General features: G+C 65.2%; 15 protein-coding genes. 9 read left to right on the top strand and 6 right to left on the bottom strand.

Going from position 1 to position 11,689, the window contains the following annotated elements; all coding sequences use genetic code 11:
- Nucleotides 1–7: 7 nt before the first annotated feature.
- The 3 genes from ACIU1A_RS26900 to hemC all read right to left on the bottom strand — a co-directional run bounded on the left by ACIU1A_RS26900 (nucleotide 8) and on the right by hemC (nucleotide 3,224).
- The gene (locus tag ACIU1A_RS26900) at nucleotides 8–1,489 is read right to left on the bottom strand and encodes a COG4223 family protein (RefSeq protein WP_404925673.1); all 1,482 of its coding nucleotides are present in this window, start codon (nucleotides 1,487–1,489) and stop codon (nucleotides 8–10) included.
- An 89-nt stretch (nucleotides 1,490–1,578) separates the two neighbouring features.
- Nucleotides 1,579–2,295 carry a uroporphyrinogen-III synthase gene (locus tag ACIU1A_RS26895; RefSeq protein WP_404925672.1) on the bottom strand — a complete coding sequence of 239 codons (717 nt, stop codon included), beginning with the start codon at nucleotides 2,293–2,295 and terminating at the stop codon, nucleotides 1,579–1,581.
- 2 nt (nucleotides 2,296–2,297) lie between these two features.
- The gene (gene hemC, locus ACIU1A_RS26890) at nucleotides 2,298–3,224 is read right to left on the bottom strand and encodes a hydroxymethylbilane synthase (protein WP_404925671.1); all 927 of its coding nucleotides are present in this window, start codon (nucleotides 3,222–3,224) and stop codon (nucleotides 2,298–2,300) included.
- 104 nt (nucleotides 3,225–3,328) lie between these two features.
- Here hemC and tsaD point away from each other — a divergent pair, with 104 nt between their 5' ends.
- From tsaD to ACIU1A_RS26860, 6 genes are read left to right on the top strand one after another with little or no spacing between them, the layout of a single operon-like run.
- Nucleotides 3,329–4,414, top strand: coding sequence for a tRNA (adenosine(37)-N6)-threonylcarbamoyltransferase complex transferase subunit TsaD (gene tsaD / locus ACIU1A_RS26885; protein WP_404928022.1), 1,086 nt, complete (start codon nucleotides 3,329–3,331; stop codon nucleotides 4,412–4,414).
- An 11-nt stretch (nucleotides 4,415–4,425) separates the two neighbouring features.
- Nucleotides 4,426–5,448, top strand: coding sequence for an NAD(P)H-dependent glycerol-3-phosphate dehydrogenase (locus tag ACIU1A_RS26880; RefSeq protein ID WP_404925670.1), 1,023 nt, complete (start codon nucleotides 4,426–4,428; stop codon nucleotides 5,446–5,448).
- Nucleotides 5,449–5,471: 23 nt separating this feature from the next.
- Nucleotides 5,472–5,768: a YciI-like protein gene (locus tag ACIU1A_RS26875; RefSeq protein WP_140492651.1), complete on the top strand. Its 297-nt coding sequence runs from the start codon at nucleotides 5,472–5,474 to the stop codon at nucleotides 5,766–5,768.
- Nucleotides 5,769–5,796: 28 nt separating this feature from the next.
- Complete coding sequence (locus ACIU1A_RS26870; RefSeq protein WP_140492656.1) at nucleotides 5,797–6,222, top strand: EVE domain-containing protein; 426 nt, start codon at nucleotides 5,797–5,799, stop codon at nucleotides 6,220–6,222.
- Nucleotides 6,177–6,890: a class I SAM-dependent methyltransferase gene (locus tag ACIU1A_RS26865; protein WP_404925669.1), complete on the top strand. Its 714-nt coding sequence runs from the start codon at nucleotides 6,177–6,179 to the stop codon at nucleotides 6,888–6,890. Before ACIU1A_RS26870 ends, ACIU1A_RS26865 begins: the two co-directional genes overlap by 46 nt.
- Nucleotides 6,891–6,941: 51 nt before the next feature.
- Nucleotides 6,942–7,358 (top strand): DUF1761 domain-containing protein, encoded by a 417-nt coding sequence (locus tag ACIU1A_RS26860; protein WP_404925668.1) that lies wholly within the window; start codon nucleotides 6,942–6,944, stop codon nucleotides 7,356–7,358.
- 32 nt (nucleotides 7,359–7,390) lie between these two features.
- On the opposite strand, the gene gcvA is transcribed toward ACIU1A_RS26860, so the two are convergent.
- Nucleotides 7,391–8,323, bottom strand: coding sequence for a transcriptional regulator GcvA (gcvA, locus tag ACIU1A_RS26855; protein WP_140492662.1), 933 nt, complete (start codon nucleotides 8,321–8,323; stop codon nucleotides 7,391–7,393).
- Nucleotides 8,324–8,488: 165 nt separating this feature from the next.
- On the opposite strand from gcvA, the gene ACIU1A_RS26850 reads away from it, so the two are divergent.
- Entirely contained in the window at nucleotides 8,489–8,734 is a 246-nt protein-coding gene (locus tag ACIU1A_RS26850) for a hypothetical protein (protein WP_404925667.1), read from the top strand.
- 56 nt (nucleotides 8,735–8,790) lie between these two features.
- Here ACIU1A_RS26850 and ACIU1A_RS26845 read toward each other — a convergent pair whose 3' ends face one another.
- Nucleotides 8,791–9,327, bottom strand: a complete 537-nt coding sequence (locus ACIU1A_RS26845) for a L,D-transpeptidase (RefSeq protein ID WP_404928021.1) — start codon at nucleotides 9,325–9,327, stop codon at nucleotides 8,791–8,793.
- Between the two features lie 144 nt (nucleotides 9,328–9,471).
- Here ACIU1A_RS26845 and ACIU1A_RS26840 point away from each other — a divergent pair, with 144 nt between their 5' ends.
- Nucleotides 9,472–10,155: a response regulator transcription factor gene (locus ACIU1A_RS26840; protein ID WP_091576052.1), complete on the top strand. Its 684-nt coding sequence runs from the start codon at nucleotides 9,472–9,474 to the stop codon at nucleotides 10,153–10,155.
- Between the two features lie 121 nt (nucleotides 10,156–10,276).
- On the top strand, nucleotides 10,277–10,732 hold the full coding sequence (locus ACIU1A_RS26835) for a cyclic nucleotide-binding domain-containing protein (RefSeq protein WP_404925665.1): 456 nt from the start codon (nucleotides 10,277–10,279) through the stop codon (nucleotides 10,730–10,732).
- 122 nt (nucleotides 10,733–10,854) lie between these two features.
- On the opposite strand, the gene ACIU1A_RS26830 is transcribed toward ACIU1A_RS26835, so the two are convergent.
- Nucleotides 10,855–11,661, bottom strand: a complete 807-nt coding sequence (locus ACIU1A_RS26830; protein ID WP_140492674.1) for an exodeoxyribonuclease III — start codon at nucleotides 11,659–11,661, stop codon at nucleotides 10,855–10,857.
- Nucleotides 11,662–11,689 lie beyond the last annotated feature (28 nt).

The raw sequence follows: 11,689 nt of genomic DNA, 5'->3' as shown, positions 1-11,689 counted from the left end.
CAGTTCCTCACGCCTTCATCGCGCCTGATATCAGCGCATCGATCAGCGTCTCGACCTCGATGCGTGCCTTCAGCTTGCCGGCAAAATCGGCGCCGGCCGCCTTTGCAGGCGCGGGCAGCGTCTCATATTCTGTGAGCGCCTTGGCATAGTCGCCCTGATTGACCGCCACCTCCATGCGCGCAATGGTTTCCGGCGCGCCGGCGCCCTGGACAGCGCCGATCGGCCGGACCTTGACCAGCGATTCGGCGCTCGACAGAAGGTTCTGCAGCAGCCCGGCATTTTCGTCGACCGGCGTGGCCGCCGCGACCATGGCGTTGGCGGCGGCATCCATCTGCGATGCGATCTCGGTGCGGGTCTGGACGCCCTTTTGCGCGTAGGCGCGCAGAGCCGCAAGCTGCGGCGCGTCCGGCGCGATCGCGGCGAAGGTCTCGAGTTCGGCACCGAACGGCGCGCCACGGTCGAGCGCCGCCTTCAGTGCCGAAGCGGCGATGGCGAGCGCGACCTTCGGCTGTCCGGCCTGCGCCTCGACCTTGCCGGAAAGCTGCGCCACCGACTGCTCCAGCGCGGTGAGCCGGCCGTCCTGCTTCGCCGCCGCCTCGCCGGCCGATTTGACCAGCGCATCGAGGCCAGCCAGCCTTTCATTGAGCGGGCCGAGATCGACTGGAGCCGGGTTGCCGGCCTTGCCTAGCGCCGCAACCGCCGTCTCGATCTGCCTGACCTTGTCGCCAAGCGCGGCCAGCCCGGCATTGTCGCCCGCTCCGCCTTGCTCGACCGCCGATTTGAGCGCTGCGACATCCGTCCTGACCTGATCCAACGCCGCGGACAACCCGTCGACCTTGGCCGACGCACCGCCGTCGCCGGCTTGCCTCAGATCCGCGATCTCGGTTCTGAGCGCGGCGATTTCGCCGTTGACGCCTTCGAGCGAGACGCTGGGAGCGGACCCCGGCGCGCCGAGCAGGCCGGCGAACTGCAATCCGCCGGCGCCGACCAGTGCGATGACACCGCCGATGATGCCGGCCGCGATGCCGTTGACCCGCTTCGGCGGTGGCGGTGCGGATGCGGTTTTCCCGTTCCCCGCCGAGGCGCCGGTCACCCGCCCGGCCGGTTCAGGTTCGGCGCGCTTCGCCGAAGCGTCCTCGAAACTGTAATCGAAGGCGCCGGCCTTGCCAGCGGCGTCCTCCGGGGAACCGGGGTAGGCTGCCGCCGGTTCGTCCGCCTTGGCGGCGCTTTCCGCGGATCGTTCCGATCGGGGCGCTGTCGCCTCGGCGTGCTCCCAGGGTTCTAGATCGGTCTGGTCGGCGTGCACAGGCTCTTCGGGCGCCTCCGGCTGCGAGGCGTTCGCGGCTTCCTCCGCCTTGGCCTCGTCGGTTTGCGCCCCGGCCCTGGCGGCATTCTCGTCGGCGATGCGGGAAACGGCGCCGGGCTCAAGTTCGATGGTCACCGGCTCGCGGCGGCTTTTCGAATGTCGCATCTTCGGCGTCTTCACCATGCTTGGGCTCCGCAAATTCGCTTGGGGATGGTTCAAAGAGGGTCTAGCACATCACCAAGCGGTGAAAAGGGGCGGTGTGATGACGCGGCTCAGGACCGGGGCCGCAAAAGCGAAAGCAGCGCACCCTCGTCGGGCCGCGCGGCTATGTGGATACGGTCGCCAGGGACGTCGCCAAGGACGGCGGCGATGCGATGCGACAGGGCAAAAACCCGCGTCTTGTCAAAGGCTTCGTGCAGCGCAGGCCGCCTGACCAGGGCCTGCAGCGCGGCAGCCGCCCTGGTGGAATAGAGCAGCACCGCATCCGCGGTTTGCCCCGACAGACGGGCAAGCACGGCCTCGTCCGAATAGGTCACGGCGAGCGTGTCGTATGTCTCGACGGGGCGGACCCCGACATCGGCAGCTTGCAGCCGCTGCTCGAATGCCGGGAAGCGCACGCGTCCGCAGAGATAGACAATGGTCTTGCCCTGGAATTCGCCGGCAAGACTGCCGGCAAGACCTTCGGCATTGCCGGGACCTTCGCTGACGGACAAAAATCCTGCTTCACGCGCGGCTTGCGCGGTCCTCTTGCCGACGGCATGGCAAGGCAAGTCCGAAAGCTGGGCGACGACCTCCTTAGGCGCAAAGCGCACGCCATTGGCGCTGGTCACCGCAACGGCCACGGCATTGCCGATGACGAGGTCCGTATCGATCGGCAAGGCCACCGTCTCGGTCAGCGGCAAAAGCACCGGTAGAAACCCCATGTCCTTGAGCAGTCGCGCGGTGCGGGAGGCGCCCGGTTGAGGCCGCGTCACCAGAACGCGCTGCACCGTCAGGCCCAGCCGTCGAAGAATGTCTCGCCGGCCCTGGCCCGCACCGTCCTTGCCGCCTCTTCACCGATGCGGGCGGCATCCAGCGCCGGGCCTTTCATCTCGACCATGTGCGACTGCGTGCCATCAGGCGAGATGATCAATCCCGCGAAAGAAAGGTCCGCGCCGTCTATCACGGCATGACCGGCAATCGGCGTGCGACAGGAGCCGTCGAGGGCCGCCAGGAAAGCGCGCTCGCAAGCCAGCGCCTGTCCGGTCGGCAGGTCGTGGATGGCCGCCAGCATCTGTTCGACGTCGCCATCGCCTATGCGGGTTTCGATGCCGATCGCGCCTTGGCCCGGCGCCGGCGGAAAGATGTCGAGCGGGATCAGATCGGTGACCACGTGGCCGAGCCCGAGCCGCTTCAGCCCGGCATGGGCGAGGATGGTGCCGGCGGCGACGCCTTCATCGAGCTTGCGCAGCCGCGTCTGCACATTGCCACGAAACATCACCACGTCGAGATCCGGCCGCATGCGGCGGATCAGCGCCTGCCGCCTGAGCGACGACGAGCCGACTTTGGCGCCACGCGGCAGGTCTGCAATCGTCTTAGCCGCCTTGCCGACGAAAGCATCGCGCGCGTCCTCGCGCGGCAGAAAAGCAGACAGCTCCAGCCCATCGGGCAACTGCGTCGGCATGTCCTTCGAGGAATGCACGGCAATGTCGACCGCGCGAGCGAGCAGCGCCTCCTCGATCTCCTTGGTGAACAGGCCCTTGCCGCCAGCTTCCGACAGCGGCCGGTCCTGGATGCGGTCGCCGCTGGTCGAGATGACGACGATTTCGAACGCTTCTTGCGGCAAACCATGCGCCGCCATAAGCCGCGCCTGGGTTTCCTGCGCCTGCGCCAGCGCCAGCGGGCTGCCGCGTGTTCCGATCTTCAAGATTGTTTGCATGGCGCGCGGTCCGTGATAACCCCCGGCAGGCGAAGTCGCCTTTTCCGGGCGTCTCCTACCGGGGAATGCCCCGATACACAATCCTTGGGGACAGCGACCAATTGATCCGCGTTCTGGGCATTGAAACGAGTTGTGACGAGACCGCCGCCAGCGTCGTGGCGTTGGAGGGCGATGCCGCGCCCAAAATCCTGTCCAATATCGTGCTGTCGCAGATCGAGGAGCATGCCGCCTTCGGCGGGGTTGTGCCGGAGATCGCCGCGCGCGCCCATGTCGAGGCCCTGGACGGCATTGTCGAGGCAGCCCTTGCCGATTCGGGCGTGGCGCTGGCCGACATCGACGCCATCGCCGCGACCGCAGGTCCGGGCCTCGTCGGGGGCCTCATCGTCGGGCTGATGACGGCCAAGGCGATCGCGGCCGCAACCGGCAAGCCGCTGATCGCCGTCAACCATCTCGAAGGCCATGCCTTGACGGCGCGGCTGACCGATGGGCTCGACTTTCCCTATCTCCTGCTGCTGGTCTCCGGCGGCCACACACAGATCCTGGCCGTGCGCGGCGTTGGCGACTACCAACGCTGGGCGACGACCATCGACGACGCGCTCGGCGAAGCATTCGACAAGACGGCCAAGATGCTTGGCCTACCCTATCCCGGCGGTCCCAATGTCGAGAAGGCGGCGGCATCGGGCGATGCGGGTCGTTTTGCCTTCCCGCGTCCGATGAAGGGATCGGCGCAGCCCGATTTTTCGTTCTCCGGCCTGAAGACCGCCGTGCGCCAGGCGGCGAGCGCGATCGAGCCCTTGAGCGACCGGGACGTCGCCGACATCTGCGCGTCCTTCCAGGCGGCGGTGGCCGACGCGCTGGGCGACCGTGTCTCGCGCGCGCTCGCCCGGTTCCGCCGGGAATTCCCCGACACGGCCGCGCCGGCGCTGGTCGTCGCCGGCGGCGTCGCCGCCAACCATACGATCAAGGCGACGCTGGAACGGCTGTGCGCCGAGGCGCGCTTCGCCTTCGTCGCGCCACCGCTGAAACTTTGCACCGACAATGCGGCAATGATCGCCTGGGCCGGCATCGAGCGGATGCGCGAAGGCCTGGCGCAAGAAAACGGCTTCGATTTCGTGCCGCGCTCGCGCTGGCCGCTGGACAGCATCTCCGCGCCGATGGTCGGCTCGGGCCGGCGCGGGGCCAAGGCATGAACAAGGAGGGCATGAGCAAGGAGGGCAGGAGCGGCATCGAGACCGCGCCAACCGGCTGGCGCGTTGCCGTGCTCGGTGGCGGGGCCTGGGGTACCGCTCTGGCGCTGGCCATGCTGCGCGCCGGCCATTTCGTCCGCCTTTATGCGCGCGACCCGGAGACCGTCGCCGCGATCGATCACGGCGAAAATCGACGCTATCTGCCTGGCATCGCGCTCCAGGCCGGCATCGTGGCGACGAGCAACATCCAAGCCGCGCTCGACGGTGCCGATTGCGTGCTGGCGGTGACGCCGGCGCAATCGTTGCGGGCGATGCTTGCTCACGCCAACGGCCATATGCCGGCCGGCGTCCCGCTGGTGCTATGCGCCAAGGGCATCGAGCGCGATACCGGCGCCTTGCTGTCGGCGATCGTCCGGGAAATCCTGCCGCGGAATCCGGTCGCCGCTCTGTCCGGTCCGAGCTTCGCCACGGACGTTGCCCGGGGCTTGCCGACCGCGGTGGTGGTTGCCGCCCGGGACGAGGCGCTGGCGGCCAAGCTTGCCGCGCGCTTCTCGGCGGAAAATCTGCGCTGCTATTCGAATGATGATTTGATCGGCGTCGAGATCGGCGGCGCCTTGAAGAACGTCTTCGCCATCGCCGCGGGTGCCGTCACTGGCGCCGGGCTTGGCGCCAGTGCCCAGGCCGCCATGGTGACGCGCGGCTTCGTCGAACTGCGCCGCATCGGTGCCGCCTTCGGCGCCAGACCCGAGACGTTGATGGGGCTTTCCGGCCTTGGCGACCTGCTGCTCACCTGCTCGTCCACGCAATCGCGCAACTTCGCCTACGGACTGGCGCTCGGCCAGGGCAAGCCGGTTGGCGGGCTGCCGCTGGCGGAAGGCGTGCCGACGGCGGCGATCGCCGCCCGCATCGCCACCGAGCGCGGCATCGACGCGCCTATCATCGCCGCCGTCGCCGCCATACTGGACGGCACCATCACCATCCGGCAGGCTGTGGCGGCCTTGATGACCCGGCCGCTGAAGACCGAAACCGACGATTGATTCCAGCATCAGGAGACAGAGACATGTTGTTCGCGTTGATTTGCAAGGACAAGCCCGGAAGCACGCAAGTGCGCATCGATACGCGGCCGGAGCACCTCGCTTTTCTCGAAGGGCTGAACAGCGACAAGAAGCTGGCCTTCGCCGGTCCGTTCCTCGACGCCGACGGCAAGTCCAACGGCAGCCTCGTCGTCGTCGAAGCGCCTGACATGGCAGGCGCGCAGGCGCTGTCGGCAGCCGATCCCTATGCCAAGGCGGGACTGTTCGAAAGCGTCGAGGTCCGCCAGTGGAACTGGACCTTCAACAAGCCGGCGGCTAATTAATCGGCACAAGGCTGGAGGAGCAATACGAATGAACTACTGGTTGTTCAAATCCGAACCCTCGGTCTTCTCGTTCGAGGCGTTGAAGGCCAAGGGCAAGGCAGGCACGCAATGGGACGGCGTGCGCAACTATGCGGCGCGCAACAACATGAAGGCCATGCAGATTGGTGATCTCGGCTTCTTCTACCACTCCAACGAGGGGCTGAACGTGGTCGGCATCGCCGAAGTGTGCGCACTGGCTCATCCCGACACCACATCGGACGATCCGCGCTGGGAATGCGTCGACATCCGCGCCTTCAAGGATGTGCCCAACCCGCCGACGCTGGAGCAGGTCAAGGCCAATCCCAAGCTCGCCGACATGGCGCTGGTGCGGCTCGGCCGGCTTTCCGTGCAGCCGGTGACTCCGGCCGAATGGAAGGAAGTCTGCCGCATGGGTGGTCTGACACCGGCTCCGTGACGGTTCTCACGAGCCATAGCGCGGAACGCTTCATCCTCGACAATACGGCGCTGATGGCGCCGCCGCATGTGCCGGAGATTGCGCTGTATCTTGCCGACGAGGCGCATGATCTGTGGCAGCGGACGGAGGACGAGCTGGTCGAGATCGGGCTGCCGCCGCCTTTCTGGGCCTTTGCCTGGGCCGGCGGCCAGGGGCTTGCCCGCCATATCATCGACAACCCGGCCATGGTGCGGGGCAAGCGCGTGCTCGACTTCGCCTCCGGCTCCGGTCTCGTCGCCATCGCCGCAGCCAAAGCCGGCGCGGCAGGGGTGACCGCCGCCGACATCGACCCGTTCTGCGCCACGGCGGTCCGCCTCAATGCGCAAGCCAATGGCGTCGCCGTCGAATTCGTCCAGGATGACTGCGTCGGAACGGATGCGGACTGGGACGTGGTTCTTGCCGGCGATGTCTTCTACGACAAGCCGTTCGCAGACCGGCTGACGCCCTGGTTCGCGGCTCTGAAGCGGCGCGGCGCCGATATCCTGATCGGCGATCCCGGCCGCTCCTATCTGCCGCGGTCGGGGCTGGAACCGCTTGGCGTCTGCCAGGTGCCGGTGACGCGGGCGCTCGAGGATGCCGAAATAAAACGCACCACCGTCTGGCGGTGGAGCACCGAGCGCCCGGCTTGACGCCGCCACTGAACAGGCGTTTCCATGAGCTCCGTATCAGAGGGGAATATCATGGATTTTTCAGCGGTTAACTGGCTGGCGGTGATCGTCGCCACAATCCTGGCGTGGCTGTTCGGCGCCGGCTGGTACACCGGTTTGAGCAAGCCATGGCTGAAGGCTGCAAAACTCGATCCGGCGACCATGAAGAAATCGTTGCTGCCATTCCTCATCTCTTTCATCGCCGAGTTGGTCATGGCGCTTGTGATGGCCCTGGTCGTCGGCGCGGTGACGGGCGGCGAGCCGACATTGCTGGCGGGACTGGTCTTCGGTTTCGTGCTTTGGCTCGGCTTCGTCGCAACCACGCTGTCGGTCAATCATCGCTACGAGAATTTCGGCTGGGACCTGACCGTCATCGACGGCGGCCACTGGCTTGGCGTGCTGTTGATCATCGGCGCCGTGGTCGGCTGGTTCGGTGCCGCGGCGAGTTGAACGCAGCGGCGCCTGCAGGGTGGCGGCCTCCGCTACACCCTGTCCGCGGTTTGGGATTTTGCCATTTCCTCCAGAATCCACGTGCGAAAGGCAACGATACGCGGATCGTTCACCAGTTCCTTGGGATAGACCAGGAAATAGGCGAATTCCGGCGCGACCTTGATGCCGAGTTCGAAAGGCCGCACCAACCTACCTTCGGAAAGGTCGTTGGCCACCATGGCGAAATCGGCGAGCGCCACGGCGCTGCCCTCCATCGCCGCCTGGACCGCGTCGGCCGAGGTGCCGAAAACGATGGTGCGGCTGTCGTCGAAATCGTCGACGCCGGCTGCCGCCATCCACATGCGCCAGTTCGGCCAGGTCACGCCCTGACGCGCCCATTCGATATGGGCAAGCGTGTGATGGAAGAGATCGCGCGGTTCGCGCAGCGGCGGACCTGACGCCAGCAGGCTCGGGCTGCATACCGGGATGATGACGTTGTCGAACAGCCGATGCGCGCAAAGTCCCGGATATCTGCCGGCGCCGAAGCGGATGCCGACATCGACATCGTCAAGGTCGAAATCCCGCAATCCGTAGGCGATGTCGAACCTGAGTTCGATGCCTTCATGTTTTTTTCGAAAATCCTCGACCCGCCGCATCAGCCATTTCGTCGCGAATTGGGCGTCGAGCGTCACTTTCAGCAGCGTCGTGCCGCGCGTCATCTTCTGTGCCCGCGAGACGGCCTTGCCAAGCAGGTCGAGCGCATCGGCAGAGGCCTCGAACAGCACCGTTCCGGCCTCCGTCAGCCGGATGCTGCGGCTGGAGCGCGTGAACAGGACGATGCCGAGCTGGTCTTCGATCTCCTTGATCTGGTGGCTGACGGCGGCTGGTGTCAGGCCGAGTTCGTCGGCGGCCCGGGTGAAATTGAGATGCCGGGCCGCTGCCTCCAGCGTCCTCAGCGCCCGGGTTCCCGGCACCAGGCGGGCTATCAGCGTGGCCCCAGAACAGACGCGGTCATGGCGTCCTGATCCTCAAAGAAAACTTGATAATCCGAAAAGAACTACTCGTTTCTCTCCAATCTTTCAATCGGGCATGATGCGACCATCGAACCAATATCAAACCGGATTTTATGTCCGGATGGAAGGAACCGTATCATGTCTCACATAGCTTTGAGAGCTCCCGCGAGCCGGCTGAACTGGCTGATCGCCGCGTTCGACTGGCTCCGCCAGGCCAAGGTCGCGGCAAGCCTGCCGCAGGACGACATCGAGGACCTGTCGGATCGCCAGTTGCGCGATGTTGGCGCCACGCGCAAAGACGTCTCCCGCGCCATGGACCGCGAACTCGGCCGGCTGGGCCTGCTCGACATCGGCTGGCAGGTAAGGAAAGGGAATAGGAATTAGGAGTAGGCAATAGAAAGAGAACCCTACTGCCTACTGCCTATTCCCTACACCATTCCCTACCTTACCACCCTCACCACCGTCCGGTCCGACAGCAGCGGCAAAAGGCGCGCCATCGTGCGTGCGGTCACCGCGACGCAGCCTTGCGTGGGCGTGAAGCCCGTGCGCGCCAGGTGGAAGAAGATGGCGCTGCCGCGTCCGCGGCGGCGCGGCGTTATATTCCAGTCGAGCACAAGGCAGGCATCATAGAGCCTGTCGTCGCGCCGCATGCGTTCGTGGCTGGCGCCGTAGGGGATCTTGACTGGCCTGTTATAGTTTCGGTCGTCGGGCACTTCGCACCAGCCGAGATCAGGCCCGATTGGCGTCATCGCCAGCCGGGTGATGCGGCCGCTGGAGAAGTGGTCTCCCCGGAAATAACCCGACAGGATCCGCATTTGGCCAAGCGGCGTGGCGCCGTCGCCTTCGCGCTTGCCCGCCGAGATGCCGCCACGCCCCAGCGCGCAGGCAAACACCGTTCTGCCCGCCTGCAGCAGCCCCTGGCTGGGACGGCCGGGCCTCGCCCGCACGGTCAGCACCCGCAGTCCTTTTCGCAAAATTGCGCCGGCTGCATTGCGATCGTGTTTTTTCTTGTATGATCGTGCCACGGAACAAATCACTGTGATCGGCTGTTGTGCCGGTCAGCTTCCGCATAAACAGGCAGCGGTCAACTGAATTTTCTTTTCAAAACAACGGATTGATCCATGACTTCACGAACCATCCTGATCGTCGACGACGATGACGACCTGCGCGGCACGTTGGTCGAGCAATTGTCCCTTTATGAGGAATTCGACGTGCTGCAGGAGTCCACTGCGGCAAAAGGCGTCGCCGCGGCGCGTGGCGGCCTCATCGACCTGCTGATCATGGATGTCGGCCTGCCCGACATGGACGGCCGCGAAGCGGTGAAGATCCTGCGCAAGGGCGGCTACAAGGCGCCCATCATCATGCTGACCGGCCACGACACCGATTCGGACACGATCCTCGGCCTCGAGGCCGGCGCCAACGACTACGTGACGAAGCCGTTCCGCTTCGCGGTGCTTTTGGCGCGCATCCGCGCGCAGCTGCGCCAGCACGAGCAAAGCGAGGACGCCACCTTCTCGGTCGGCCCCTACACCTTCAAGCCAAGCCAGAAGCTGCTGATCGACCCACGCGGCGCAAAGGTGCGGCTGACGGAGAAGGAGGCCTCGATCATCAAATATCTCTACCGCGCCGACCAGAAGGTGGTGACGCGCGACGTGCTGCTCGAGGAGGTGTGGGGCTACAATTCCGGCGTTACCACGCACACGCTGGAAACCCATGTGTATCGCCTCCGCCAGAAGATCGAGCGCGATCCTTCCAATGCGGAAATTCTTGTGACAGAAAGCGGTGGCTACAAGCTGGTTCCTTAAACTTTTTATTATCCAATAAGCGGTCTGGGCGGGGCTGCTTTTGGGTGCGATCCTGTTGGAGCGGGATTCTGGATCGCACCGCAGGGGAGGGATTGGACTGACCGTTCGGGGACACAGCTAGATGGCGCTGGATGATGACATCCGCATCCTGTCAGCCGTGAGGCTTTTCGAGGGCTTCACGCAGGAACAATTGCGCCTGCTCGCCTTCGGCGCCGAGACCATGCTGCTGCAGGCAGACCACAAGCTCTATCGCGAGGACGATATGGCTGATTCGGCCTATATCGTGGTCAGCGGAGAGATCGTGCTCTACCGCGAGCAGACAGGCGAACGCATCCCTATCGGCACGGCCGGCCCCGGCACCATGCTGAGCGAACTGGCGCTGATCGCCGACACCAACCGGCTGACCAGTGCATCGGCCGCGGTCGATTCGGAGGTGATCCGGCTCAGCCGAAAGATGTTCCGCCGCATCCTGGAGGAATATCCGGATTTGGCGGCACAGCTCCACCAGCGCATCCTGGAAGACTTTCAGGCAATGATCCACCGCATCGAGAAGCTGGCGCCGCGCTTTTTCGAGTGAACGGGAGAGACAGGTGGAGTTCCGGCTGGTTCGCGCCACCGAAAATGACCTGCCCTTCATCATGGCGACCGAGCGGCTTGACGCAATTGTCGCCGGAGTGGGAAAAGCGCCGGCCCGGCTGATCAGTCCAGGTTGAACCGCGCGATGACCGGAACATGGTCCGAGGGACGTTCCCAGCCACGCGCCGCCCGCAGGATTTCGTAGCCGGTGAAATCAGGCACCAGGTTCGGTGACGACCAGACATGGTCAAGCCGCCGGCCGCGGTTGGATGCCTCCCAGTCCTGCGCGCGGTAGCTCCACCAGGTGTAGAGCTTCTGTTCTGATGGCACGTTGAGCCGCATCAGGTCGACCCAGTCGCCGGCCAGCCGCATGGCCTCGAAACTCTCCGTCTCGACCGGCGTATGGCTGACCACGTTGAGCAGTTGCTTATGCGACCAGACATCGTGTTCGAGCGGCGCGATGTTGAGGTCGCCGACCAGGACCGAGGCGGACACTTCGCTGTGTTCGGCGCGGATTGCGTTCATCTCGGCGACGAAATCGAGCTTGTGCCTGAATTTGCGGTTGACTTCCGGGTCCGGTTCGTCACCGCCCGCCGGAACGTAGAAATTGTGCAGCAGGATCGTCTTGCCGCCGGCCCGCACGGTCACCGACAAATGCCGGCTGTCGTCGATGTCGCAGAAGCGGCGCTTCTCGACCACCGCGATCGGCCGGCGCGCGACCGTCGCCACGCCGTGATAGCCCTTCTGACCGTGAAAGGCGATGTGCCCGTAGCCGAGCCTGCGGAAGGCCTTTTCGGGGAACAGCTCGTCGGGAACTTTTGTTTCCTGCAGGCAAAGCACATCGGGTGCGTATTCATCGAGCAGGCGCTCGATGATCGGCATGCGCAGGCGAACGGAATTTATGTTCCAGGTGGCGATGGAAAAGGGCATTTGGCGGGTCCGGCGAAAGATCGCCGAA

Origin of the sequence: Mesorhizobium maamorense, assembly GCF_044998965.1 — a bacterium.
Lineage (GTDB): Bacteria > Pseudomonadota > Alphaproteobacteria > Rhizobiales > Rhizobiaceae > Mesorhizobium.
This window is presented reverse-complemented; position numbering and strand designations above follow the sequence as displayed.

Coding starts and splice junctions, on each gene's coding strand:
- ACIU1A_RS26900 (WP_404925673.1), bottom strand. CDS start 1,489: ATGGTGAAGACGCCGAAGATGCGACATTCGAAAAGCCGCCGCGAGCCG.
- hemC (WP_404925671.1), bottom strand. CDS start 3,224: ATGCAAACAATCTTGAAGATCGGAACACGCGGCAGCCCGCTGGCGCTG.
- ACIU1A_RS26880 (WP_404925670.1), top strand. CDS start 4,426: ATGAGCAAGGAGGGCAGGAGCGGCATCGAGACCGCGCCAACCGGCTGG.
- ACIU1A_RS26875 (WP_140492651.1), top strand. CDS start 5,472: ATGTTGTTCGCGTTGATTTGCAAGGACAAGCCCGGAAGCACGCAAGTG.
- ACIU1A_RS26870 (WP_140492656.1), top strand. CDS start 5,797: ATGAACTACTGGTTGTTCAAATCCGAACCCTCGGTCTTCTCGTTCGAG.
- ACIU1A_RS26865 (WP_404925669.1), top strand. CDS start 6,177: ATGGAAGGAAGTCTGCCGCATGGGTGGTCTGACACCGGCTCCGTGACG.
- ACIU1A_RS26860 (WP_404925668.1), top strand. CDS start 6,942: ATGGATTTTTCAGCGGTTAACTGGCTGGCGGTGATCGTCGCCACAATC.
- ACIU1A_RS26850 (WP_404925667.1), top strand. CDS start 8,489: ATGTCTCACATAGCTTTGAGAGCTCCCGCGAGCCGGCTGAACTGGCTG.
- ACIU1A_RS26840 (WP_091576052.1), top strand. CDS start 9,472: ATGACTTCACGAACCATCCTGATCGTCGACGACGATGACGACCTGCGC.
- ACIU1A_RS26835 (WP_404925665.1), top strand. CDS start 10,277: ATGGCGCTGGATGATGACATCCGCATCCTGTCAGCCGTGAGGCTTTTC.
- ACIU1A_RS26830 (WP_140492674.1), bottom strand. CDS start 11,661: ATGCCCTTTTCCATCGCCACCTGGAACATAAATTCCGTTCGCCTGCGC.